The organism is Kosakonia oryzendophytica (genome assembly GCF_900094925.1).
Classification (GTDB): Bacteria; Pseudomonadota; Gammaproteobacteria; order Enterobacterales; family Enterobacteriaceae; genus Kosakonia; species Kosakonia oryzendophytica.
In genome coordinates, this window is record NZ_FMAY01000005.1 from 277297 (window position 1) to 303018 (window position 25722).

25 protein-coding genes are annotated in these 25722 nt (G+C 54.3%); 10 read left to right on the top strand and 15 right to left on the bottom strand.

The features are described 5' to 3' along the window. Window positions 1-83: 83 nt before the first annotated feature. On the bottom strand, window positions 84-221 hold the full coding sequence (gene sra, locus GA0061071_RS11185; protein ID WP_061495875.1) for a stationary-phase-induced ribosome-associated protein: 138 nt from the start codon (window positions 219-221) through the stop codon (window positions 84-86). A gap of 283 nt (window positions 222-504) precedes the next feature. Between sra and GA0061071_RS11190 the strand changes: the two genes are divergently transcribed. The 7 genes from GA0061071_RS11190 to GA0061071_RS11220 are packed head-to-tail and all read left to right on the top strand — an operon-like array spanning window position 505 to window position 5789. Further along, window positions 505-1488 carry a phosphotriesterase family protein gene (locus GA0061071_RS11190; protein WP_088237553.1) on the top strand — a complete coding sequence of 328 codons (984 nt, stop codon included), beginning with the start codon at window positions 505-507 and terminating at the stop codon, window positions 1486-1488. Further along, window positions 1485-2219: a creatininase family protein gene (locus tag GA0061071_RS11195; RefSeq protein WP_088237552.1), complete on the top strand. Its 735-nt coding sequence runs from the start codon at window positions 1485-1487 to the stop codon at window positions 2217-2219. Before GA0061071_RS11190 ends, GA0061071_RS11195 begins: the two co-directional genes overlap by 4 nt. Next, on the top strand, window positions 2216-2650 hold the full coding sequence (locus GA0061071_RS11200; RefSeq protein WP_061495869.1) for a PTS sugar transporter subunit IIA: 435 nt from the start codon (window positions 2216-2218) through the stop codon (window positions 2648-2650). Before GA0061071_RS11195 ends, GA0061071_RS11200 begins: the two co-directional genes overlap by 4 nt. 30 nt (window positions 2651-2680) lie before the next feature. Beyond that, complete coding sequence (locus tag GA0061071_RS11205; protein WP_061495867.1) at window positions 2681-2962, top strand: PTS sugar transporter subunit IIB; 282 nt, start codon at window positions 2681-2683, stop codon at window positions 2960-2962. A 2-nt stretch (window positions 2963-2964) separates the two neighbouring features. Beyond that, entirely contained in the window at window positions 2965-4275 is a 1311-nt protein-coding gene (locus tag GA0061071_RS11210; protein ID WP_082794165.1) for a PTS ascorbate transporter subunit IIC, read from the top strand. A 9-nt stretch (window positions 4276-4284) separates the two neighbouring features. Further along, the gene (locus GA0061071_RS11215) at window positions 4285-5025 is read left to right on the top strand and encodes a sugar isomerase domain-containing protein (RefSeq protein WP_061495866.1); all 741 of its coding nucleotides are present in this window, start codon (window positions 4285-4287) and stop codon (window positions 5023-5025) included. Between the two features lie 14 nt (window positions 5026-5039). Next, the gene (locus GA0061071_RS11220; RefSeq protein WP_061495864.1) at window positions 5040-5789 is read left to right on the top strand and encodes a GntR family transcriptional regulator; all 750 of its coding nucleotides are present in this window, start codon (window positions 5040-5042) and stop codon (window positions 5787-5789) included. Window positions 5790-5931: 142 nt separating this feature from the next. Here GA0061071_RS11220 and GA0061071_RS11225 read toward each other — a convergent pair whose 3' ends face one another. The 10 genes from GA0061071_RS11225 to GA0061071_RS11270 all read right to left on the bottom strand — a co-directional run bounded on the left by GA0061071_RS11225 (window position 5932) and on the right by GA0061071_RS11270 (window position 18346). Beyond that, window positions 5932-7107 (bottom strand): tetratricopeptide repeat protein, encoded by a 1176-nt coding sequence (locus tag GA0061071_RS11225; RefSeq protein ID WP_061500029.1) that lies wholly within the window; start codon window positions 7105-7107, stop codon window positions 5932-5934. A gap of 227 nt (window positions 7108-7334) precedes the next feature. Next, a complete protein-coding gene (locus GA0061071_RS11230) occupies window positions 7335-8414 on the bottom strand; it encodes a mannuronate-specific alginate lyase (RefSeq protein WP_245191419.1) in 1080 nt (359 codons plus the stop codon). Window positions 8415-8482: 68 nt separating this feature from the next. Then, window positions 8483-10021, bottom strand: a complete 1539-nt coding sequence (locus GA0061071_RS11235) for a methyl-accepting chemotaxis protein (RefSeq protein WP_088237549.1) — start codon at window positions 10019-10021, stop codon at window positions 8483-8485. Between the two features lie 513 nt (window positions 10022-10534). Then, entirely contained in the window at window positions 10535-11290 is a 756-nt protein-coding gene (locus tag GA0061071_RS11240) for an amino acid ABC transporter ATP-binding protein (protein ID WP_061495858.1), read from the bottom strand. Further along, a complete protein-coding gene (locus GA0061071_RS11245) occupies window positions 11290-12357 on the bottom strand; it encodes an amino acid ABC transporter permease (RefSeq protein WP_088237548.1) in 1068 nt (355 codons plus the stop codon). Before GA0061071_RS11245 ends, GA0061071_RS11240 begins: the two co-directional genes overlap by 1 nt. Window positions 12358-12366: 9 nt before the next feature. Then, window positions 12367-13590: an amino acid ABC transporter permease gene (locus tag GA0061071_RS11250; RefSeq protein WP_061495854.1), complete on the bottom strand. Its 1224-nt coding sequence runs from the start codon at window positions 13588-13590 to the stop codon at window positions 12367-12369. A 63-nt stretch (window positions 13591-13653) separates the two neighbouring features. Beyond that, entirely contained in the window at window positions 13654-14703 is a 1050-nt protein-coding gene (locus tag GA0061071_RS11255) for an amino acid ABC transporter substrate-binding protein (RefSeq protein ID WP_061495853.1), read from the bottom strand. 153 nt (window positions 14704-14856) lie between these two features. Further along, on the bottom strand, window positions 14857-15618 hold the full coding sequence (locus GA0061071_RS11260) for a sulfite exporter TauE/SafE family protein (protein ID WP_061495851.1): 762 nt from the start codon (window positions 15616-15618) through the stop codon (window positions 14857-14859). Between the two features lie 12 nt (window positions 15619-15630). Beyond that, window positions 15631-16953, bottom strand: coding sequence for an MmgE/PrpD family protein (locus GA0061071_RS11265; protein ID WP_061495849.1), 1323 nt, complete (start codon window positions 16951-16953; stop codon window positions 15631-15633). Window positions 16954-16981: 28 nt separating this feature from the next. After that, window positions 16982-18346 (bottom strand): MmgE/PrpD family protein, encoded by a 1365-nt coding sequence (locus tag GA0061071_RS11270; RefSeq protein ID WP_088237547.1) that lies wholly within the window; start codon window positions 18344-18346, stop codon window positions 16982-16984. 249 nt (window positions 18347-18595) lie between these two features. On the opposite strand from GA0061071_RS11270, the gene GA0061071_RS11275 reads away from it, so the two are divergent. From GA0061071_RS11275 to GA0061071_RS11285, 3 genes are all read left to right on the top strand, one after another. Next, window positions 18596-19243, top strand: coding sequence for a GntR family transcriptional regulator (locus tag GA0061071_RS11275; RefSeq protein ID WP_061495846.1), 648 nt, complete (start codon window positions 18596-18598; stop codon window positions 19241-19243). A gap of 105 nt (window positions 19244-19348) precedes the next feature. Next, window positions 19349-20566, top strand: a complete 1218-nt coding sequence (locus tag GA0061071_RS11280) for a diguanylate phosphodiesterase (RefSeq protein ID WP_061495844.1) — start codon at window positions 19349-19351, stop codon at window positions 20564-20566. Window positions 20567-20731: 165 nt separating this feature from the next. Further along, on the top strand, window positions 20732-22288 hold the full coding sequence (locus GA0061071_RS11285; RefSeq protein WP_088237546.1) for a sensor domain-containing diguanylate cyclase: 1557 nt from the start codon (window positions 20732-20734) through the stop codon (window positions 22286-22288). On the opposite strand, the gene GA0061071_RS11290 is transcribed toward GA0061071_RS11285, so the two are convergent. From GA0061071_RS11290 to GA0061071_RS11305, 4 genes are all read right to left on the bottom strand, one after another. Next, entirely contained in the window at window positions 22285-22707 is a 423-nt protein-coding gene (locus GA0061071_RS11290) for a GNAT family N-acetyltransferase (RefSeq protein WP_088237545.1), read from the bottom strand. The two genes, GA0061071_RS11285 and GA0061071_RS11290, sit on opposite strands and share 4 nt — an antisense overlap. A gap of 101 nt (window positions 22708-22808) precedes the next feature. Beyond that, window positions 22809-23630: an alpha/beta fold hydrolase gene (locus tag GA0061071_RS11295; protein WP_088237544.1), complete on the bottom strand. Its 822-nt coding sequence runs from the start codon at window positions 23628-23630 to the stop codon at window positions 22809-22811. Window positions 23631-23671: 41 nt separating this feature from the next. Beyond that, the gene (locus GA0061071_RS11300) at window positions 23672-25306 is read right to left on the bottom strand and encodes an MFS transporter (RefSeq protein WP_088237543.1); all 1635 of its coding nucleotides are present in this window, start codon (window positions 25304-25306) and stop codon (window positions 23672-23674) included. Next, complete coding sequence (locus tag GA0061071_RS11305; protein ID WP_088237665.1) at window positions 25303-25719, bottom strand: DoxX family protein; 417 nt, start codon at window positions 25717-25719, stop codon at window positions 25303-25305. The genes GA0061071_RS11300 and GA0061071_RS11305 overlap by 4 nt, the downstream gene beginning before the upstream one ends. Window positions 25720-25722 lie beyond the last annotated feature (3 nt).

Consider the following 25722-nt stretch of genomic DNA (forward strand, 5'->3'; position numbering starts at 1 on the left):
CGCGGCATTCGTTGATTGAATTTTTATCAAGCAGAAGAGAAAACAAAACGCCACTCCGAATGGAGTGGCGAGGGTGGAAAACATTAGCCAGCGCGGCGATGACGCCCGGAACGATGGACCACCACCGTTTCTTCGTGGTTGTCTTTGGTCACCACTTTGCGGGTATTAGACACTTTGTAATCCAGTCCCATGATATGACGTGCCTGACGGTTCGATTTCATGCTTACTCCTTAATCCAGTTCAATGTTTCAAGGACAAGCCCGGTAAACTGCGCCGGGCGAAATACAATCTCATCATTGCGCGGTATAAAAAACATACCGGACTGTCATCCTCGGACATCGTGACGCAAAGCGCAAGCGATTGACGACTTTTAAGAACAGTCTCTTATTATTCGTGGCGCAGGTCATAGAATTGAACAATAAACGAACTTGATCACTTGACTGATCAAGTGAACCAAACCTATTTTTGATGGGCATCTTCCATTTGCTTTCAGAGGGTTGCCCGATGGGTTTTATTCGTACGTTGCATGGAGATATTGCCCCCGCCCAGCTGGGTGTGACCTACAGTCACGATCATATCTACTGCATTCCGCCGTATTGGGCAGAGCGTAACGATGAGGATCTGCTGCTGGATTCAGCGGAAGCCTCGGAAAGGGAGCTGGCGGATTTTCGCGCCGCTGGCGGGGACTCTTTCTATGACGCCACCGCGCCGGATTATGGCAGACAGGTCGAGGTTGTTGCCAGAATCGCACAGCGTCAGCACGTACAGATCATTGCTACCGCCGGGTTTAACAAAGGCTTCCTCTGGAGCTGCAAACGCCCTGGTCACAACGACACGTTTGCACAGTGGATTGAACGCTCGCCGTTGGACGCACTGGTGGAGCACGTTGTCCGCGAAGTGACGGACGGCATCGATGGCAGCCAGTACCGGGCTGGCGTGGTGAAATGCGGCACCGGCTATAACATGATTTCGCCACTTGAACGCAAAACGCTGGAAGTGATCGTTCGCGCGCAGCAAATTACCGGCGCGCCGATGCACAGCCATACGGAAATGGGCACCATGGCGCTGGAACAGACGCAGGTGTTTAAAACGCTTGGTCTTGATATGTCCCGTTTGTGCTTTGCACATATGGACCGAAACCCCGATCCCTGGTTACATCGTCAAATCGCCAACACCGGGGCGTACCTCTCTTTTGACGGTATTACCAGGATAAAATATCACCCTGAACATATTCGTACACAGGCCATCCTCGAACTGTGTAAAAGGGGATATCAAAAACAGATCCTGATCGGTGGCGATTTCGCCCGTAAAAGCATGAGCGCCCACTATGGAAAAGGGGGGCTGGGATTGAAGTTTATCCTGGCGGACTGGCGGCCAAGGTTTATAGAAGAAGCGCATGAAGCCGGTTTTGACGGCGAGGCACTGCTGCATGATTTTTTCATTGCTAATCCGGCCCGTTATTTTACCTTCAGCCAGGGTAGCCAATGAAGCTGCAAATGCTGAACGAATCGCAGGCCAGTGCGGCGCTGCGCCGGGCGCAGATAGCCTTACTGCCATTGGGCGCGGTAGAACCGCACGGCGATCATCTGCCGTTGGCAACGGACAATCTGCTGGCAGAGCGTTTTTGCGAACGACTCGATGCAGCCCTTGGCGAAGCATCCGTAATGCTGCCAGTGCTACCGTTTAGCCAGGTCTGGTCGTTACAGGGTCACGCTGGTGCGGTGGATATTGGTAACGATTTACTGAGTCAGCTTTTACAGGCGCTGGCGCGCAATATGGCAGGCTATGGCATTCCGGCGCTGGCGGTCATTAATGCGCATTACGGTAATTTTGACGCCATAAAAAGCGCGGCCAGGGCATTGAAAAAAGAGGGCATTACGCTACTCAGCTACACCTGGGCGGGTATGAATGATTGCGTGCATCGTCTACGGGAATCGAAAGAGGCCAAAGCCGGATATATGCATGCTGATGAGATTGAAACCTCCCTGATGCTGGAACTGGCTCCGGAAGCGGTGCAGATGGCGCAGGCAAGGGCGCACTATCCTGAGTTCCCCCCTAATTTCGCCTGGCAACAGATGCACTGGACGGAGTTTTCCGACTATGCGGTGCTGGGCGATCCGCGTTGCGCCACGGCAGAAAAAGGGGCAGCGCTTGTCCAGCAGGCACTGGACACCACGCTCCACTCTCTTCGTCACTATCTTGCGCAGGTATCCCGATGATTGCACGCCAGGCCATACAACTGGACCATCCCGCAAACACGCCGGAGCAGGCGATTCTGGCAGCAGGCAACGCGCTGCTGGCAAGCGATGCGTGCACTGAACGTTATGTCCAGGCGATGGTGGACAATTTTCATCAATTCGGCCCCTATTTTGTGATAGCGCCAGGTCTGGCAATGCCCCATGCACGGCCAGAACAGGGCGCGCTGACGCCGCAAATCAGTTTTATCCGCCTGCGCCAGCCTGTGGCGTTTGGACACAGTGATAACGATCCCGTCTCGCTGGTGCTGGGGTTATCCGCAACTGGCCAGGATCAGCATATTCAACTTATCCAGCAACTGGTGACATTGCTCAGCAATGAGCATACGTACCACACTTTTCTGCACAGCACGGACGCAGAAGCGATTTTCTCCTGTTTTACGCACAAGAATTAATCACGGAATCACGCACTTCGAGGGCTGATAATGAAAATTCTGACGGTTTGCGGTTTAGGCATGGGCTCCAGCCTGATTTTAAAAATGAACGTCGAAACGGTATTACAAAAAAACGGTATTCAGGCGTCTGTCGAACACATGGATGTCTCTTCCGCCTCTTCGGCGCAGGCCGACCTGGTGATCACCAATAGTGAACTGGTGGACAACCTGCGCCAGCTTTCCTGTCCGGTGGTGGTGGTGAATAACTACATTGATACACAGGAAATCACCCGCGCCTTAGCACAGGCGGGCGTACTGAAAGAGGGTGCCTGATCATGAGTGAATTTATCGATGTGCTGCACTGGATAACCGTCAATATTTTCGGCGAAGCCTCCATTCTTATTGGTTTGATCGTCCTTCTCGGGCTGGTGTTACAGAAAAAACCGTTGGCGGATATCGTCTCCGGCACGCTGAAAGGCATTCTCGGTTTTCTGATTATTGGCGCAGGCGCAGGCATTATTGTCTCCGCCTTGCTGATTTTTCAGCCCATCTGGACCGAAGTGTTCGGTCTCAGTTCAATGAACCTAACGGACATTATGGGGCAGGTGAAATTCAGCGAACGCTACGGCAGCAGCGTAACCATTGCGATTGCAGCGGGTTTTGCCATTAACCTGCTGCTGGCGCGGCTCACCCCGTTCAAATATATCTACCTGACCGGCCATATGATGTTCTGGACGACGATGATCTTTGCCGGGATCATGGTCAACACCAACCCAAACATCTCCGCAGTGCAGTTAACGCTGATGCTGTCGGTGATCATGGGGCTGTACTGGACGCTACAACCTGCGATGGTGCAACCGTGGGTGCGAAAAATCACCGGCAACGACAATGTCGCCCTCGGCCATACATCGGCCTCCGTCGCACTGCTGGGTGCGGTGTTCGGCACGCTCTTCGCTGCCAACAAAATTAACGCTGAAGATATTCAGGTACCGAAAAAACTCGGTTTCCTGCGCGACTCCAACGTGGTCACCGCGTTAACCATGACGCTGTTGTTCTTTGTGGGCACCTTTATTCTGCAAATCAAAGCCACGCCGAAAGCGGCTGAAATCCTCTCCCAGTCGGGGGGGCTCAGTTTTTATATCTACGCCCTGAAACAGTCGCTGATCTTCACCGGCGGCATTGCTGTGGTCTTACTTGGGGTGAGGATGTTTATTGGCGAGATGGTGCCAGCGTTTAACGGCATTGGTTCACGGCTGGTGCCCGGCGCGAAACCGGCGCTTGATTGCCCGATTTTATTCAACTTTGCACCCAACGCGGTGGTGCTTGGCTTCGTTGGTGCCTTTATCGGTTCACTGTTGTGGCTAACGGTGATTGGTCGCTCCACGGGGTATGTGTTTATTCCCAGCATGATTGTTATTTTCTTCCATGCAGGCACGGCGGGGGTGTTTGGCAATATCACCGGCGGCTATAAAGGCGCGCTGCTGGCGGGGTTTGTCACCTCGACTGTGGTGGCGTGGGGGCAATACTTCTGCGTCAGCTTCTTTATCAACGACACCATTCCGGATACCGCGTTGTGGGCGGGTGATAGCGACATGTTTATGCTGGCACCGCTGATCAGCGCGTTAACCCGTTTGCTGACCTTCTGAGGATCTGCGATGAGCGACGCGCTGAACCACTACTATGCACAAATCCACCAGAAATTGCGGGAGCTGGAACAACAACGCGACGTGATTGACCGGGCGGCAGAGATGATGTTCGACACCGTGTGCAACCAGCGCAATCTGTTTGTCTTTGGCGCCAGCCATGCCGGGATCCTGGCGGAGGAGATGAGCTACCGTGCCGGTGGGCTGGCGATCGTTAACCCGCTCTTTAACCCGGCGCTGATGCTTAACGTACGACCATTAACATTGACCAGCGCCGTGGAAAATGTTGAAGGGTTAGGGCGCGTCCTGGTGGAGAGCTCACCGCTACAGGCCGGCGATACGCTGCTTATCCACTCCGTATCGGGGCGCAACGCCATTACTCTGGATGTGGCGATTTGCGCCCGCGAGCGCGGGGTGAATGTAGTGGCGATCACCAGCCTGGATACCGCTGCAAAGGTGACCTCACGCCACTCCAGCGGCAAACTGCTGGCCACGGTGGCAGATGTGACCATTGATAATCTCTGCGAATACGGCGATGCCGCTGTCACCCTACCGGGAATGGCGCAGCGTGTCGCACCGTTGTCCACTATCATGGGGGCAACCATTGCCAACAGCCTGGTGCTGCGCTTATGCGAACGGATGCTGGAAATCGGCCTTACGCCGCCAGTACTGGCCAGTGCAAACATAGACGGTAATCAACAGATAAATCGGGATATACTGGAAAAATACAGGAGCCGGATACACTACCTCTGAAGCGGAGTTGAAGTATGTTTGAGTCTGACGGACTCCCACTTTACCTGAAGATCAAAGAGATTATTCTGCAACGGATTATCTCGTTTACCTATGATGACAGACTGCCCGGTGAACTGCTGCTGGCGGAAGAGTTTCAGGTGGCACGCGGTACGATCAAACAGGCCATCGATGCGCTGGTCAGCATCGGGATGGTGTACCGCGAGCAGGGAAAAGGCACCTTTATTAACCGTGATGCGCTGCTCAAACACTACACCGACCTGCCGGATACGCTGGTCTCGTTTGTTGATCCGCAGCCCGTGCATCTGGAGGTTATTTCTCTCTTTCCTTCCATGGCAGACAGCGTGGTAGCCGAGAAAATGGGGCTAAGCCTTGGCCATCAGGTCGTGCGACTTGAACGGGTAATGATGCAAAACACGCAGGTCGTCGGGCATGTAATCAGCTGGCTCAACGGCCGGATTTATACCGATATCAGCCATATTGATGGCGCGCGTTCGCTGCACGGGCAATTACGCGAAACCTTTGGCTATGCGCCGACACGCGCCCATGAACAATACATGCCGGTGGTGAGCGACAACGCGCTGGCTAAACAGCTCAACGTGGCGGTGGGCAGCCCACTATTACGCATCGAGCGGATTGCCAGTAACCTGGATGATGTGGTGTTTGAATACAGCGTCAGCCATGTGAAAGGGGCGTCGCTATCCCTGCGAGTTGCAACCAGTCAGAGTGCGGGGAATGCGCAATGGAGTTGCGCTGTTTCCTGGTAACAGATCGTCACAAGACCCACGCGGTTACGCCTGAAATGAAAAGGCCTGAGTCCGCTCACATCACGTACCCAGGCCATAAACGCCGCTCAATGTGACTGCCCGGTTTGACAGGGCAGTCCATGTTTTCTGCTTTTACCGGATATTAGTGGATAAGCCCCTGAACACGGGTAATGGCGTTGTCATACACCGTATTGGCTTTTTCATTACGGGCCGCCTGGTAATATCTCAGCGCTTGCTGATAATCACCCGCCGTTTCGTAAATTTTGCCGATGTTATAATTTGCCCCGGCACGAACCGTTGGCGCACCTGCGCCGCTGGCTAATGCCAGCGCTTTACGGTTGGCCCACAGTGCTTCCGCCGTGCGACCGGCTTTCTGATACACCAGCCCCAGGTTGCCGTATGCCTTGCCGTTATCCGCCCACGCGTTGACGGCCGCCGTGAACTGCGCGATCGCCTGATCGTAATCATTTTGCTGGTAAGCCGCTTCTCCCAACAGGTTGAAATTACGCGACGCGCTCATATCCTGTTGTGACCAACCCGCATTGTGCGACGCGGTCCAGGCGTCTGCCAACGCAGGCGAGAGGAGCGTGCCGATGTTCGCGGAGTCGGTCGTCACCCCTTCAATTTTGTTGATATCGACAAAGTCGCCCGATGGGGTGATTTTAAATACCGTCCACAGATTCCCGGTCTGATGCTGCGGAACATAATAGGTTCTCACCAGCGATTCACCGACGTAGACAAACACTTTCGCCTGGCTTTCGGACAAGCGTGTCGTGCCCGGATTTAAGCGATCGGTAAAGTCATGGATAGCGTAGACATAGGACTGACCATTCTGCCGTGCTGTCAGGGTGATGGTTTCAGGACCATAACTGTCTGTATCGTCAACATCCAGATTGCCGTTATCACCCTCTTGATGGTCGAAATAAATATGGTTGCCCGGATAAACAATATGCGAATCCAGATCCTCAGGCTGCGCTCCCCAGGTTAAGACCACACGCATACTGTCCAGCCCGCTCAGTACCGGGCTTAACGCATACGACATGCCGTTACAGGGGCATTTCACCACCAGATTTGAATAACCGTTTTTTTTGACAATCAGCAGCGTGTCGCTGGTATCGGGCAACGCGCTCTCCAGTACGGCCTGTCCCTGTGCGTTCGTCGTCGCCTTGATCGCGCTTTCACCGTTTCGTTGCAGCATAAGCTGTGCATCGGGGATTTTCGCGTCTTTGACCACGGCGCTCAGAATTTCAACCTGGGTTGTGCTGGCCGAACCATAGCCAGACAACAGAAAAAGCGGTACAAGCAGCCATGACTTCATATTACTCTTCATTTAATCCCTTAATATCCTGGCAAATTTATGCCCTGTTACGTTGTCATCATCTCCCCGTCCGGTTATCGGCGACCGGAGGAGGAGGTAAAAAGCTGGCGAACAGTCATACCGCATTCTGCTCACTCAGCCAATTTGAACTATTCGCGCGGATTATACTTACCGCAACACCATGAACAAAATGCATTTTTACGAACCCTGCGTGTGGCAGTGCGCGGTTAATCATGCCCGTCGTGTTTCGCCGCGAACAGATGCGTCATATCGCCGCCCATTCGGGTATTTTGTAGCGGTCTGAGCGCCGTGATGCGCTGGTTTAACGCTGTATCACACCGCTGAAGCTGGCACCAGGCCTCCAGCCAGGCCAGGTTGGTTGTGTGCTGTAAAAAAGCGCGATCCTGCGTTACCCCGGTTTGCTGTGCATAGGGGGCGGGGTCATCCAGCGAAGCAATGATTTTCGCGCCCAGCCGTTGTAATGCCTGGTTGTTTTCTGCCGTCACATCCACACCGTTCGCCCGCGCAAACAGGGCGATCATCACCAACGGCTGTATCGCGTAATTATGATAGGAAAAGGCCCGCTGTCGGCGGCGTAATTCATTGGGTAAAAATCCCTGTGCATCCACTTGCTGCATAGCGGTGCGGTAAATCGCCAGTGACGAGTCAAACAGATCCTGACGTTGGGTGACCACCGCAGTTGACATCAGTGCCCAGGCAGCCCAGTAGCTGTGGTTATTGACTTTATCCAGCGGCAGATCGCGCCATTCACTGGCAGTTAACGTAGCCAACTGGCTCAACCAGCGCGTGACGGTTTCCTGCTGCGCAGCATAAGCGGCAAGCGGGTGCGCCGGTGAGAAAACCAGTTGTAACCACGCCGAGGAGAAACTTGCCAGTGCCCATTTGCGCAGAGACTTGCCGGTATGATTCGCCGCTGCACCAGTTAATGCACCTGCGTTAGCCCACGCGCTAAGTGTGTTAACAACACAGGCGACATAACGCGGATCGCCGCTGCGTGCCCAGGCGATCACCTGCTTACTGACCAGACTCTCCATGGCAGTAATGTTTTGGGTTTGATCACGAAACGCAGCTTCAGCCTGCGGGTTAAGCGTGGCACGGGCGCTGTCGGAGCCTTCGTATTTACTGCGGAAATCGAGCGTGCCGGTAAACGGCGTGGGAACGGCAGGGCAGTTGACCGTTTTTGCTGCATCAACCCGATGCGCGGGCGGCTGCATAAAACCGGAAGGGGGGTGTAAACTGTCGGCAGCATGGGCCGCCACCGACAGGACAAACGACAAAAGAAACATCAGGACTGCTTTGCAGGGAACCATGCTGCGCCTCTTTTCCGCAACGGAGTCCGTGACTATAGCAGGGATCAGTTACCGCCAAAAACATGTACCGCGCGATGCAGACGGGCGGCGCGTTCAGAGAGATCTTCAGCGGCGCTGGTCACCTGTTCCACCATCCCGGTGTTGTTGTGCGTCATTGTGCCGATGCGGGAAACCGACTGGTTAATCAACTCCAGTGCCTGCGTTTGTTCATGCGTAGCAACGCCAATCTCTTTGATCATGGTCGACATATTAATCACGCTGTCAATCATGGCTGTCAGGTGCGTTTCCGTCTTCTCAACCATTTCCACGCCGCTTTTCACATTCGCCACGTTATGCTCGATCAACGACTGAATTTCCCGCGCGGCGGAAGCGGAGTGCTGCGCCAGATTGCGCACTTCGGCGGCCACGACGGCAAAACCACGACCGGATTCCCCCGCACGCGCCGCTTCTACTGCCGCGTTCAGTGCCAGGATATTGGTCTGGAAGGCAATACTGTCAATCACACCAATGATGTCGACGATTTTATTGTTGTCCGCAGAGACAGCCTGCATCATGGCGATGGTTTTCTTCATCACGTCGCCGCTATTCATGGCACTGGCGCTGGTTTCATCGGCACGGGCCATCGCATCGGACGCCGTTTCCGCCGTTTGCCGCACCGCGCTGGCGATCTCTTCCACCGCCGCCGCAGTTTGATGCAAGTCAGCGGAGGTTTCTTCTGTGCGTTTTTGCAAGGACTCGCCTTCGCTGGTAATGCGCCCGCTAATGGTACGAATACCGTTAATCTGTGCGGAAACATCCCCAACCAGCGAGCTGAGATTTAACCCGGATTGGTTAACCAGTCGCATCAACAAACCAATTTCATCCACGCGGTTAAAATGCCGGTAGTCGGCTTTACGCCCGGAAACCACTTTCTGCATTTGCGACAAAACTATTTTCAGCGGGCGAGATATTTGGCTCTGCAAAAAAACGGAAAGCAGTCCGAGGATAATAATTGATGCACCCGCTTTGGTCGCAGCATTCAAGTCCGTATATTGTAATGCGACCAGAAGAGCAGCCGTAATTATGGTACCGAAATTGATACGTTTTGAAACATTGATGCGCTGAAAAAGAGATAAAAAAGAAAATAAACCACGGCGTACCACCAGCCCTTTATAGAAACGATACCCTTTAAGTTTATTCTCATTAACTTGTTGATAGAGTGCCGAACTGGCATCCACTTCTGCACGTTCAGGAATATTACGCACAGAGATATAACCGGTTAACTGCCCCTGCTGATAAATAGGGGTAACGTTGGCACGAACCCAGTAGTGGTCGCCGTTCTGGCGACGGTTCTTCACCATCCCGGTCCAGCTGTCGCCCTGTTGAATAGTAAACCACATATCGCCAAATGCCGCAGGGGGCATATCCGGGTGGCGAATAATATTATGTGCCGCCCCCATTAATTGATCTTCATTAAATCCGCTGGCGTCAATAAATGCCGTATTGGCATAAGTAATATGGCTGTGCGTATCGGTTGTCGACAGCAACGTCGTACCGTCGTTAAGCAAAAACTCTTTTTGTGTAACGTGAGTGTTACGCTTCATGAAAAAAACTCCACGATGGACCGCAATCAATGAGTTTTGCTGACGCGGTAATACGTGTGATTAATTTACCGGCCAGTGACTGTTGTTCGTTATTACCTGTGCATTTTCTACGAACTTATCGGCAACGGAAAGTAGCAACATTAAATATTTTTTTAGTCATGCTTACGCCTTAACTTTTAAATATTGTTATGATTTTGCGACAAAAAAAAGACTGATTAAAATCTTCGGCGAGATAAGTAAATCCTTAAGCTAAATTATCAGCCAGACATCCGATAAAGCATGAAAAATAATCGCAGAACAAACAGAAATGTTAACAGGAAAAATAGCTGTATTTACATTAAAACACTATTTCAAAGCCCACAATGCCGTGCAACTTGCTGCTCAGTAATACAGCAATACTTAAATCGTATGACAACAGAGCGGATAAAGACATGATAATTTACAGGGTTAATAAGAAGGGTATCGCTTATTTTTACGGCGGTCACCGGCGGCGGAATATCCGCCGCCGGGAGATTAATGGCTGAGGATTTGATCGAGGAACTGGCGGGTACGCGGATGCGCCGGTTGTGTAAAGAACGTTTCTGGCGCAGCAGACTCGACAATGCGACCCTCCGCCATCAGGATCACATTGTCCGCCACGGTACGCGCAAAACCCATCTCGTGCGTCACCACAATCATGGTCATGCCGCTCTCCGCCAGATCAAGCATCACATCCAGCACCTCTTTGATCATTTCCGGATCGAGCGCCGAGGTCGGCTCATCAAACAGCATGATTTCCGGCTGCATACACAGGGCGCGGGCAATCGCCACACGCTGCTGTTGCCCACCAGACAATTGCAGTGGAAACTTATGCGCCTGGTTGGCTATGTGCACCTTTTCCAGATAGTGCATCGCCAGTTCTGTCGCCTGCGTTCGCGTCATCTTGCGCACCAGCGTCGGCCCGATAATCAGGTTATCCAGCACGCTTAAATGCGGGAACAGATTAAACTGCTGGAACAGCATGCCAATGCTCAAACGGATCCGGCTGATGTTGCGCACGTTGTCATTCATTTCGATGCCGTTCACCAGAATCTGCCCCTTCTGATGCTCTTCAAGACGGTTAATACAACGGATAAGCGTCGATTTACCGGAACCGGACGGGCCGCAGATCACCACACGTTCGCCTTTTTTCACGCTCAGCGACACCTCGTCCAGCACCTGGAATTTCCCGTACCATTTGCTGACCGATTTCATCTCAATTATCGCATCGCGCGATGTTATGTCCTGCATCAGGAGACTCCTTCAGGGTTACGGCGGGCATCAATACGTCCTTCCACCCACATCGCATAGCGAGAGAGCAAAAAGCCGAATAATAAATACAACGAGGCAATAAACACATATGACTCGATATAGTAGCGACGCCACTGCGGATCCTGCATCACCGCGCTGGTGGCCGTCAGCACATCAAACAGACCAATAATGATCACAAACGAGGTATTTTTCATCGCGGCGATAATATGGTTGGTCACCGCGGGCAGGCAGATACGCAAAGCCTGCGGCAGAATGATTTTGGTGGTGGTGTGCCAGTAACCGAGGTTCAGCACTGCCGCCGCTTCATACTGACCACGAGGGACCGATTGCAAACCGCCGCGGATCACTTCCGCCTGGTAACAGGCAAAGAACAACGCAATACCAATGATAATGCGCAGCAGTTTATTGACTTCCATATCCGCCGGTAAAAACAGCGGAAAAACATTCACCGCCACAAACAGGATGGTGATCAGCGGCACGCCGCGCAGCCCTTCAATAAATACCACCGACAAGCCGCGCAAGAAGGGCAACGGTGAGCGCCGCCCAAGTGCCAGCATCACAGAGACGGGCATACCAATAATCACCGTGCCGGAAAAAAGCAGTAGCGTCAGCGGCAGGCCGCCCCAGTCCGCAGAGGGCACCGGTTTCAGACCGAATACGCCACCGCTCATCAGTGCCGACATTGTCGCCAGCGCGATGAGCCACAACGGCCATAACAGGCGCGAATGCCAGCAGGCGGGGGAAAGCGACACGCCAACAGTAATAAACCACACCAGCATTGCCAGCGCCGCACGCCACTGTTCATCATAGGGATACAGGCCGAACAGAATAGGGCGATACTTCTCGCCAATCACCGCCCAGCATGCGCCAGTCGCCGCCCGACATTGCTCCACATTACCGCTCAGCCCGACAGCGTTAATGACGCCCCAGCGCAGCAATGATGTTCCCACCATCAGGATCACTGTCAGCAGCAGAAGTGTCAGTACCGTTTGCAAAATGCTGCTGAAAAGATGACGTCGCAGCCAGAAAAGCACAGGGTTTTGCATCACGGTTCCTTAGCGCTCTTTAATGGCGACGTAACGGTTAAACAGGTTCATCAACAGGGACGTCGCGCCGCTGATAATCAGATATACCCCCATCATAATGGCGATCGCTTCCAGCGCCTGACCGGTCTGGTTCATTAGCGTATTACTGATATTCGCCAGCTCCGGGTATCCCACCACAACGGCGATGGAGCTGTTTTTCGCCAGGCTGACATACTGGCTGGCCAGCGGCGGCACCATCACCCGCATCGCCTGCGGAAGGATCACATGGCGCATCACATGCCACGGGGAAAAGGAGAGTGCCCGCGCCGCCTCAAGCTGCCCTTTGGGCACCGATTGAATACCCGCGCGAACGATTTCGGCAATAAACGCCGACGAGTAAAGGGCAATACCCAACAGCAGCGCAGTGAATTCCGGGCTGATGGTAAAACCACCTTTAAAGTTGAAACCGCGGAGTTCCGGGCGATTCAGCTCGTGCGGCGCACCAGCAAGCACCCACACCAGCAACGGCAGGCCGATAATCAGCGCAGCCCGCAGACGAGCCACCGGCACCATTTTGCCGTGGTGCTCACGCCAGCGACGCGCGACGCGTGCAAGCAGCACGCTCATGACACAGGCCGCCAGCAGCGCGATAAAGGCCCATCCCCAACCGCTGTGAGCCGCCGGGACGGCAAAGGTCAACCCACGGTTGGTTAAAAAACCCATGCCGGGCAGAATGATCGCCTCACGCGGCGAGGGCAGGTTACGGATCACCACCGACCAGAAGATCACCTGCAAAATAACCGGTACGTTTCGCAACAGCTCTACGTAGCCGACACATACTTTCATCAGCAACCAGTTTTTCGACACCCGCCCGATGCCAACAATAAAACCGAGCACGGTGGCAAGCACAATGCCACACACGGTGACGTACAGCGTATTGAGTAACCCCACGGCCAGCGCGCGGGTGTAGCTGTCGCGTGGCGTGTAGTCGATAAGTTTCTCGCCAATAGCAAATTGCGCACGCTGATGCAGGAAGCCAAAGCCGGTGGCAATACGCTGCGCGCGCAGGTTATCCACCACATTGCTGTAAAGCCAGTAGCTAAACCCTAAAAGCAGCGCTGCCAGCAAAAACTGGTAGCACCAGCTACGCACGGTTTTGCTGCCAAAAAAGGTGAAAAGGCGAAACACGGTGGACTGCCGGGTCGTGTCAGACGCAAGGGCAAGCGCACCGGAGTTGTCAGTCTGTTTCATCATTAAACATCAAGGTTATTACGGGAGTGGAGAAAGGTCACCCCACCGTCTGGGGTGACCCGGCGATTAACGGATCGGTAGACCGTAAAGCAAACCACCTTTGGTCCACAGATTGTTTAAATCGCGATCCAGCGGTTCAGTGCTCTGCGGGCCGAAATGACGATTGTAAATGTCGCCATAGTTGCCCACCTGTTTGACAATGTTGTACACCCATTTATCATCCAGACCGAGTTTCTGCCCAAAGCCGCCAGTCACGCCAAGCAGGCCCTGTACATCCGGGTCGGTGGATTTCAGTTCAGCGTCGACGTTGCTCTGGTTGACGTTCATCTCTTCGGCGTTAAACGTGGCGTAAACAACCCATTTCACAATGTCAAACCACTGGTCATCGCCTTTGCGCACTGCCATGGCCAGTGGCTCTTTCGAGTAGATGCCCGGCAGGATGATATGGTCGTCCGGTTTTTCCGCATCAAAAGTTTTGATGCCCGGCAACGCGACTTTGTCACGGGCAATCACATCGCAACGCCCGGCAAGGTAAGCCGCAACATACTCTTTATTATTCTCGATCACCACCGGCGTGTAGTGCAGGTTACGCGACGAGAAAATCTGCGCCACATTCTGCTCGGTGCTGCTGCCCGGCGTGATGCACACCGTTGCGCCGTCAAGATCTTCTACCTTTTTCACGCCGCTGTTGGCACGCACCATAAAACCAGTGCCGGTGTAGAAGTTAGGCGGAGCGAAGTTCAGCCCCAGCGACACATCGCGCGTCAGTGAAGCGGTAACATTACGTGATAACACATCGACTTCGCCTGACTGGATCGCCGCAAAACGCTGGGCGGTAGAGAGCGGGGTGAAGCGCACTTTGGATGCATCGCCAAATACCGCCGCCGCCAGTGCGCGGCAGAAGTCCACATCCAGACCTTCCCATTGGCCTTTGCTGTCAATCGAAGCAAAACCGTGGCGGGCAGGGTGAACGCCGCACACCAGTTCGCCGCGCGCTTTAATTTTCTTCAGCGTGTCGCCATTTGTGACGGGCGCATTTTCTGCTTGCGCAGGGAAAATAAAACTCCCCAGCGTCAGCAACAATACCGACGCCGCAAGGTGGGTTTTCTTCAGCATGGCTATTCCTTTTTAAAGGGTTGTTGTCAGATTAACTAACTGTATTTATTTATTTTTAAATAACACATCCGTTTGTATACCTATGTTCTTCACCTATAACGCATTTGGCAAAGAACGAATTCAGTAAAGCATATATGCCAAAGAAGTAAGGAATTATTTCACCCATCCTTCTATACCCTGCCACAGCAGTTGCGCACTAAGCAGGATCATCGTCACACGAAACAGCACGCGGAACAGTTTTTCGGGCAAATTATCCAGCACCCGGGTCCCCAGCCAGGTACCGAGCGCGCCGCTGATAATCATCGCCGCCAGCACCGGCAACCAGTTGGCCCAGGCAAACCCCATCAACCCAAAGGCCAGGATCTTCAACCCGTGCTGCAACACCATACAGGTGGCATGGGTGGCGATCAGCGGCTGGCGTTTCAGTCCTTGCGAACTGATAAGACCGGCGACCATTGGCCCTGTGGCACCCACAATCATCGTGCCAAGGCTGCTGAGTCCGCCGCCGATGATAAAGAACGGGCGACTCAATGGTTTTTGCTCCCCGCGTTTACGCAGCACCGACCAGAGAATAAACATCCCCAACGCAATACGGGCAAGACTGTCCGGAATGATTGCGGCCACCGGTGCGCCCACGGCAATACCTACCGCGCTGCCGAGCAGAAACCACAACACCAGCGGCCACACTACGTGCATACGCTGGATCAGCGTACGGCTCAGGTTCGAGCCCATTTGCACCATGCCGTGAACCGGCATCAGACTGCTGACCGGCATGCCCAGCCCCATTACCGCCAGCAGGGCCGTGCCACCACCGAGCCCCATTGCCGCCGTCAGCGCCGAGGTAAGAAAACTGCAAAACACCATTACGCCTGCAAACAGGGGCGATATTTCAGGGGGGATCCAGGTGATGGTCATTCGGGCATCCGGTTAGCGGTAATCATCCTGCAACAGGCGCTGATACAGCGCCTGCGCACCTTCCGCAGACAATACGCGACTGGCGCAGTCGAGGAATTTCTGTTCAATCAGGTTGTCAGGCAACGGAATTGCCGGGCTGGATCCCCGCGCACCCGCCACACGCTGGCTGAATTGTCGGCCATCGGTGGTGGTCAGTGTCACAAACGCGCTATGTGTGATCTCTTCGCTGTGTTTCTCCAGCGTGACCTTGTGCATCAGGGCTTGCGTTGTCGGGTCGAAGAAGCGCGTATCGTCAATAAAATCATCCAGCGTCAGCGTGCCGGTGACAAACGCGCGCGCCACGCAATAATGCAGACTGAACTTCCCGGCGAGCGGGTTTTCCGGCAGGGGAATATTGATGTGCGGAAAACGAATCGGGTGAACCTTGATATCAATGCGTTCAATCGCCTCCGGTGAAAGCCCGGTCTCTTCGCGCAGCGCCAGGATGCCATCCAGCGGCGACAAAATCGCATAGCAGCAGGGGAAGTATTTGTAGTTGTTGCTTTTCACCGTATCAAGAATAAAGGGGGTGGCTTCCCAGCGTTCCGTTAGCGGCAGGGGATCGACATTTGCCTCGCCGTTATAAACGTGAAAATACCCCTGATGATGTTCAAACGCCGTCGCGCCAGCGCTGAATCCCTCTTTCGCCAGTTTGCACGCCATCACGGCACTGCGTGCTGCCTGGCCCACGGCTAACGCTTTGGTTTCGCTACCGAAGTTCGACTTGATCCCCGATGCCAGCGACGCCGTCATCGCCAGCGCAGTGGCCGTTTGTTGTTGATTGAGATCCAGCAATACTGCACAAGCGGCGACACCGGCGAAAACACCCACGGTGGTGGTCGGGTGCCAGCCGTGACGATACTGGAACGGGCTAACCGCTTTTCCCATGCGCACGGCAGTTTCATAACCCGTGATATACGCGCGCAACAGTGCTTCGCCATGGCGACCCTGTTCATCTGCCAGCGCCAGCAGCGCAGGCAGTACGGCCACAGAAATATGCCCGTGCAACCATGAGTTGGAATCATCAAAATCAAGCAAGTGTGAGGAAACGCCGTTTAACAGGGCGGCATCCAGCGCGTTCAGTTTCAGGTCAGTGCCGAAGACGCGGCTGTTGCCGCTTGCGGCAGACGGCACAATGACGGACCGCAGTTTACTGGCGCCATCCTGTACGCCGCCAGCCAGCGTAACGCCGAGAGTATCAATAATGGCGGTACGCGCATTGCTGTATGCAGCCTGCGGAAACGCCTGCCGGGAGAACGCCAGTAAATTACCGGCAAGTTGTCGGGCAATGGTCATCTAACAGAGTTCCTGTGCAAAAAAAGAATCAGCGATCGCCCGCAAGCAGTTCCGTCATGCGGGCCAGTGAGCCTGGGCGCTCGAAATGGCAGGCCGCATCGTAGAGATCTGCGCTACGCACCGCACCGAGAACCGGAATAGTGAGGGCGTCAAACTTGGCGCGTAACTCTTCATCGCTCAGTGGGTTTTGCGCGTGGCCGCGATAGACATCAGTATGGGCGTGAAGCACCTCGCCGTCATCCAGCCAGACATCGATAAAAGCCGAACTGGCGGACTGACCGTCAACGGCTTCTACCTGCAGCAAAGGCAGCAGGGCGCGCGGTTGCGGATCGTCCACGGTTGCCTGCGTGAAATCAGTGTCCGTCAAATTGTAACCACTTAAAGCAAGGGTAATACAATGAGGGATACTGAATTTGCTCTCCAGCGGAGTACGCGGTTCCATAATCCCGGCATTGACCATCCCCATTGGGTGCACTTTGGCGCTAATACGGGTAATTTTCCGCCCTTGCAGTTGCGGGTAAATTTTTCGCGCAGTTTCAATCGACGCATGTGTGCCGCGGCAGCTGGCGTAAAGCTTGTAACCGTTGGTCAGCAGTTCCCAACTCTCGCCAAAGTCCAGCGGCGGTATTTCCGCGCTGCCATCCTGAATAAAGATTTTGACCCAACCGTCCGCTTCATAAAAATGGTGCGCGCCAACGAAGTTTTCTGCCGCCAGTTGCGCCGCCATAATGCCATCCATCGCTGCTTTACCGGCATGGAAAGGCTTGCCGTGCGTCCCGGAGGATTTTTGCAGCCCACCCATCATGGTCGCCGCAGCCCCAAGCGCATTGCGAATCTGCTCTTCAGAAAGTTGTAAAATAGCGGCAGCAACCGCCGCTGCACCGGCGCGTCCAACTACCGACGTGGGGTGGAATCCCCGGCGTTGTAGATTGCGTCCGACGCCGGGTACCCAACCGCCGCCCAGTTTTGCCATCACTTCAAAGCCGGTAATAAACGCGAGCAGCACTCTCTCTTCTTCGACCGGATACGCCTGCGCCATCGCCAGGGCGGTAGACCAGCACGGTCCGCCCGGGTGTCCGGCACCGGCAGGGTGTGTATCGTCGTAATCCGCCGCATGTGCCATGGTGGCATTCACCAGCGCGGCAAGAGCAGGAGTTGTCGTTCCCGAAAGGAACATGCGCGCATCACCAACGGCGTTCCAGTTTTTTGCCACCTGGCGAACCGCGGTTACGGCATCGTCATTAACCGCGCCAATCGCTACGCCGAGATAATCAATCAGGGCGCGTTTTGCTTCATGTCGAACGGCGGGGGGAATAGTGAATTGATGAGCCTGGTGAATAAACTGGCTGAGCTGTTCTCCACGGGTTAATGCAGCGTCACTTTTTTTAGTCATCGTGAAACAAAGATCCCTGGTGTTGACCTATAAATATAAAAGCAGAAACTCTCTTTGTGTTTATTTGAATTCATTTGTATACAATGAATGTAAAATAAACATAGCAGCCATTCCGTAAACGTCAAAAGATGTTTTTTAGATAAGCAAAGAATAAAAAAAGCATAGACGTCATCTATCCTGTGGCAAGATGTCCGACGGCAGGGTGCCAGCCTTTATCAGGGTCATCACACAGACAAACGGAGCTTAAACGTGAAATCGACGGGTCGCGACACAGGCTTAACGCCTTTTGAAATCTTGCTTTCCGCCATTGAAGCGGGGGATCTGCAACCAGGGGAACGTTTGCAGGAAACACGACTGGCAGAACAGTTTGGTATTAGCCGTACACCTATCCGTGAAGCCCTTCACCGGCTGGAGACTCTCGGGCTTGCCGAGCCTGGCCCGCAGCGTGGGTTGATTATTGCCCACATCGGTTATGAGCGGCTGCGCCAGCTGTTTGACGTTCGCGAAGGTCTGGAGCGTCTGGCGATGGATCTGGCGGTCACAGCCGCCTCCAGCGAAGAGATTGCACTGTTGCAGGAGATGGTGGATATCGAAGCCACACTGACCGACAGTAAAGCGCTACACGATCATAACCGTATGTTCCACCGTCAGATTTATCGCGCAACGCACAACCCCTATCTGAATGAAATGCTGGATAACTTGCGTATTCACCTGTCGCTGTTGCGCAACACCACCTATGAATTGCCGGAGCGTACTCTTGAAGCCAAACGTGAACACCAGGCCATTGTCGATGCGCTGATCCGTCGCGACCGCGCAGCGGCCCAGGATGCTGCCAGTCAGCATATTCGCAATGGCTATCGCGCACGGCTCACTATTTTAAGCCAACGAGAACGCTAAAAGAATGGCCCTTAATTGGCCGACGAGATTTTAACATTCTTGCTAGACTGGCGTGATGGCAGCATCTATGTAGATTTTGTGTGGGCATTTTGAGGGCAGCATTTCGTGTTAGCGACTTTGATTTACCGTAGCCGACTGAATCGAACATTAGATCCCTCTCAACTGACTAACCTTGTCGAGCGAGCAAGCCTGCGAAATTCACAATTGCAGGTAACGGGCATCTTACTGTTCGACGGCGATCATTTTTTGCAGGTTCTTGAAGGACCGCTGGCGTCTGTCAACGCTGTTTTTGAACGAATCAAACGGGATCATCGCCACGGTAATGTGGTGGAGCTCTTACGCGATTTTGCACCTCGTCGTCGCTTTGTCGATCGCGGCATGACGCTGTTTGATTTACGCGTAATGAAGCCGGCAGCAGCACTGCGCGCTATTCTGCGGTTTGGCACGTTGCGCTACCAGTTGGCCAGTATCGACCGCGTATACAAATTTATCCGTAATTTTATCGCTTCGCAGAATAACAATGATCGGGTACGCAGTACGTCGCCGGAGCACTGGTGCTTTGTCTGTAAGACGCCGCCGTTCACGCACACCAACGCGCCGGTCTTCACCGAACAACCCTGCCAGTTTGCCTTTCAGCCCATCATCGAGCCACTGCGCGGGAATATTTCCTCTATCGAAGCGTTGATCCGCGGCCCAAACGGCGGCAGTCCGCTGGAGTATTTCTCCAGCATCCCGTCGGACAAACTGCATGAAGCCGATCTGGCGTCCAAAGCCTGGGCGCTGGCGATGGCCAGCCGTATGGGGATCGGCAATCATAAGGTGGCGATAAACCTGTTACCCATGTCGCTGGTCAAAATCCCCGGTGCAGTGGATATTTTGCTCAGTCATATTACGCGTAACAATCTCAATCCCGGGCAGATTATCGTTGAGGTAACGGAAGACGAAGTGATCTCGGGGTATGAAGAGTTTACCTGGGCTATTCGCCAGCTTCGCGCCGCCGGTATTGGCCTCGCCATTGATGACTTCGGTTCCGGTTTCGCCGGGCTATCGCTACTGGCGAAGTTCCAGCCGGACAAACTGAAAATCGACCGCACGATCGTGACCGATATCCATCTGCATGGCCCGAAACAGGCGATTGTCAAAGCCATCATTGATTGCTGTGCAGAACTGCAAATCACGGTGGTAGCAGAAGGGGTCGAAAAAGTGGAAGAGTGGTGCTGGCTGGAGGCAGTCGGCATTGAACGTTTCCAGGGCTTCCTGTTCGCCCGCCCGGTGCTCAATGGTATCTCGCCCATTAACTGGCCGCACAGAATCTCACGCTAAACAACGTTATATGCCCGTGTTGCCCGCTCTGACTTCCCCTGTGTAAAAGCAGGGGCCAACTCCCGCTTAACGCCTGTTCGGTGCGAATGACGCGCTTATTTGGCTTATAAATCATCGTGCTTCTATGCTTAACAGAATAACAGTGGATGTGGCTTTGGAGGGATAATGAAATTCAGGAAAAATGTTGCGCGTGCACTCGCGCTCAACTCATCTCTTGGCCGCAGTATCACTTTTTTTATGGCAGGGCTGCTGTTAGCTGGCATTGTCACCTGTGTCTGGACGCTGACGCGATCGTGGGACAAGACCGTGCAGGACGCGGAGCGTAGCGCCATTAATCTCTCTGTCTCGCAGTCACGCCAGGCAGAAGACACTTTTTTGCAGGCGGAGCTGGTCCTGCGTGAAGTGCGCCGCAATATTCCGCAGGAAGGTCTGGCGTCGATCACCATTCCTCCCTTTAACACCTATCTGGCCGAACTGAAAGATCGGGTTCCGCAGTTGCATGGCGTGATGGTTTTTGACGCGCAGGGGATAATGCTGGCCACATCGCTCGACAAACGCCCGCTGATGACTAACTACAGCGATCGTGAATACTTTATTTATCATCGCCACAACAATCACGGCAGTCTGCACATTGGACATGTGATCCGCAGCCGCTCCACCGGGGACATGGTGATCCCGGTATCGTTACGTATCAACGATGCGGCCGGCGGTTTTGAGGGCGTATTGCTGGCCACGGTAAAAGTGGAGTATTTCCGCCATTTCTATGGCTATTTCGAGCTTCAGGATCGCGACCTGCTGGCGTTATTAACCACTGACGGCACGACCTTATATGTGCGTCCGTATGGTGATGAGACCATCAACCAAAACCTCTCCTCCAGCCCCTTGTTCACGCGCGAATTGTCGCAAAAAGATCGCGGCCACGGCACCTGGGTGTCCACGCTGGATAACATAGAGCGTATTTATGGTTTTGCCCGCTCGGAGCGCTACCCGCTGGTGGTTGCCGCAGGCTACGATAAATCCGCCTTGTGGAATAGCTGGTTACGCGGCAGCCTGCCGGATATCGTTTTAAACGCCATGCTGCTGCTCGGCACGCTGCTTATGGGCGCGATCATTTTCCGCCAGGTCCGACTTAACGTACGAAATCAGACGCAACTGGCGACGCTGCGGGATGAGCTGACCAGCATTAACCACACGCTGCAACTGATGGCGCTGGCCGATGGTCTGACCGGGCTTGCCAACCGCCGCCAGTTCGATCTGTTCTTGTCGCAGAGCCTCAAAAACTCAGCGCAAACGCAAAAACCGGTGTCACTCATCATGATCGATATCGACTACTTCAAACGCTATAACGATTTTTACGGCCACGTTGCCGGAGATAACTGTTTACGGCTGGTGGGCGATATTCTGCAAAAACTGCAACTGAACAAGAACGACCTGATTGCCCGTTATGGCGGTGAAGAGTTTGCCATCATCCTGCCGGATACCGGGCCTGAAGCAGCGCTGTTTGTTGCACGACGCGCCGTCAGTATGGTAAGAGGGGCGAAAATCCCGCACTCACAGGCAGGCGGGCAGCACGCAGTAGTAACCATTAGCGCAGGGTGTTACAGCGTGATTGCCGATGCTGATTTTGATGACGCCATTCGCCTGAAGGAGGGCGCAGATAAAGCGCTTTATCAGGCGAAGATAGAAGGGCGTGACCGTGCGATGGCGACCAGCGATAGCTAAACCGTCAGATCGCGGGTCAGATAGTGGCGCTGCATTCCCGGTTGCGGGAAGTCCGGCAGCGTCATTTTCAGCACATACCCTAATTTTTGATAAAACGGCAAGGCCTGAAAACTGAACGTATCCACCAGCGCATGGCGGCACCCCATCGCCAGCGCCTCTTTCGCCGTACGCTGCATCAGCTCACGTCCCAGTCCGGAACCACGCCGATCTTCATGCACCCACACATAGTGAATATTCAGCCATTCGCCTTCCTGTCGGGCAATCACACCACCTTGCATCACATCGTGCTCATCACGTGAATAGACCGCCAGATGCCCCCACAAACTGACATCAATAAACTGCTTATTGTAACGTCTTAGCCCCGTGAACAGTTCTTCCTGATCCTGTGCAGTGATGTCGTGCTTCACAATGAAATCCATGCGATTTTCCTTTCAAACGTTAAGTCCCGACATCGTAATAAAAAAAAGCCCGATAACGCTACGACTATCGGGCCTTCGGCAGGCGACATACATCAACAGGCTTACAGTTTCTTCAGAAACGCCAGCAAATCATCGTTTAACTGGTCCTGGTGGGTTACCGCAAAACCGTGCGGACCGTTGTCATACACTTTCAGCTCCGCCCCGGCGATCAACTCAGCCGACAGTTTGCCCGTTGCTTCAAACGGCACGATCTGGTCATTGCTGCCATGAATCACCAGAGTGGGCACATCCACTTTCGCCACATCCGGACGGAAGTCGGTTTCAGAAAAGGCAGTGACGCAGTCCAGCGTGCCTTTTAGCGATGCCAGCAGGGCAATATTCAGCGTTTGCGTCAGCACGCCCTCAGAAACCTTCTGCCCGGCGTTCAGACCGTAAAACGGGGTGGCAAAATCACTGATAAACTGTGCGCGATCTTTACGCAAACCCGCCTGGATACCGTCAAATACGCTTTTGTCCACACCCTGCGGATGATCGGCAGTTTTACCGAAAATCGGCGTCACCGCCCCCAGCAACACCAGGCCCGCAACGCGTGCGCTACCGTAACGGCCGATATAACGGGTCACATCGCCGCCGCCCATTGAGAAGCCCACCAGGGTTACCTCATTGAGATCAAGCGTCGTGATCAGATCGTTAATGTCCGATGCGAAGGTATCGTAGTTATAGCCGTTCCACGGTTGATCGGAACGCCCAAAACCACGGCGGTCAAACGCAATAACACGGTAACCACGCTCGGCGAGGAAATTGAGCTGGCTGTCCCACATATCACCATCCAGCGGCCAACCATGGCTGAACAGCACCGGCTTACCCGTCCCCCAGTCTTTGTAATAAATCTGAGTACCATCCTGCGTCTTAAATGTGCTCATCTGCTTACCTCATCGTTAAGTAGTGGGTGATTGCCATAAACTTACCGCTCACCGGGCGCTATCAGATACCGCATAACCGGCGAGACGCCGCCCCGGTGGAACGCCAGCACGCGCTCCTGAATCAAACGGTCATTGACCGTATGACGCTCATGCTGGCGCAAATGCTCAATCCACGATCCCATCAACCAGGTTTCCACGAACACCCCAGGCTGACGGATATCCTCGTACACTGCCCACCCCATCGCGCCAGTGCGTCGCCGCACACGCCGCATCTCCTGGATGGCCAGCATAAAGTGTTGTGCTTCCTGCAGTTCAATCTGGTATTCACAACTCACCAGCACCGGCCCGCGTTCATGAGCCACGGTCATCTCAACTAAGCCGTCCGGCGGCCCGATAAGATCGAGATTCAGTGCGGCATCTTTTTCCAGCCGCCAGCGTAAAACTGTAGCAGCCCCCAGCAACATTCCCACTGTCGCCGCACACAGCGACCATGAAATGCCATACGTCGAGGCCAGTTTTCCCCAAAGGGCGCTGCCCAGCGTCATCGAACCGAAAAATACCGTCAGATAGACCGCCAGCGCCCGTGCTTTCACCCAACGCGCCGCGCTCCGCTGCGCGCCAACGTTAAGCGTCGACAGCACAGCTATCCATGCAAACCCGGTGAAAAACTCAAACAGATTCAGCAGCCAGAAATGACGGACAAACGCCAGCGCCAGCATGGTCAGGGCAAACAGTAAACTGGCCGATACCATCATCTGATCGGCATTCAGTCGCTTACGCAGCGTCGGCAGCACCACGGCACCGCAAATCGCTCCCAGACCAATGCAGGCGAGCATAATGCCGTAACCGCCTGGCCCGAGCCCCAGTTCACGGCGTGCCACCAGCGGCAGCATTGCCCACCCGGCGCTACCAAAGAGGAAAAAAGCCACGGTGCGCGCCAGTACGTTGCGCAGCACTGGCGCCGCATGCACATAGCGTAGTCCGCCACGGATAGCGGTAAAGAAGTGCTCAGGCGGCAAGCGTTGCAGTGTCGTTTGTGGTTTCCAGCGGTGCAGCACATAGCCGACGCCCAGCACGGACAGGGCGTTGAGCATAAACACCATCCATGGCCCGGCAAACGAGAGGATCAAACCGCCTAACGCGGGGCCGATGGCACGACTGATATTGATCCCCAACGAGTTGAGGGCAATCGCCGGGCTGAGCTCCTGTTTTTCCACCAGATCCGGCACGATGGCCTGAAAAGCAGGGGAACTGAGCGCCGCGCCGGTGCTGAGCAAAAACGTGGCAGCCAGCAACACTTCCGGTGTGACATTGCCGGTAAATGACAGCAGCGCCAGCCCTGCTGCGGCACAGAACGTCCACACCTGCGAAAAAAGCAGGATTTTGCGACGCTCGACAATATCCGCGAGCACCCCGGCAGGCAGGACAAACAGGAACATCGGCAGACTGCTGGCCGCCTGTACCAGTGCCACCGCCAGCGGATCCGCACTCAACGAGAGCATCGTCCAGTTCACGCCAATATCGCTCATCCATGAGCCGATATTGGACACCACCGTCGCAATCCATAGCATGCGAAACACGCGCTGACGCAGCGGTTGCCAGGCCGATCCAGAGGGTTCTCCCGCAGAAGGTGGTGACACTGTCACTGCTGCATGCAGTTCGTTTTGTTGCGTCATGCAAGGGCTCCTCTGGCAGGCAGGGTGACGCGCCAGCGACCCGGCCCGGTCAGCAACAGGGTGGCAAAGATAATCAGCAACAGCCAGCCGAATTGCCCCTCCGCCAGCGACCAGTCCGCATGCACCACCAGCATCGCCACCAGTAAAACGACGATGATCGGCACACATGCCAGACGCGCCCAGAGACCGGCGATGATAAACAGCGGGCAGACAACCTCGGCAAAAATGGCCGGTAACAGGCTCATCCACGGGCCGAAACCGAACGGATCCTCGATGTGCGCCAGTTCGTCGGTAAAATGGACGATTTTCGGCAGACCGTGTACATACAGCAGCAGCAGACTGCCCGTCAGGCGCAGGAATAACAGCCCCATATCAATACGGGGCGCAGAGACCGGAAATGTTGATGTTTTCATGAT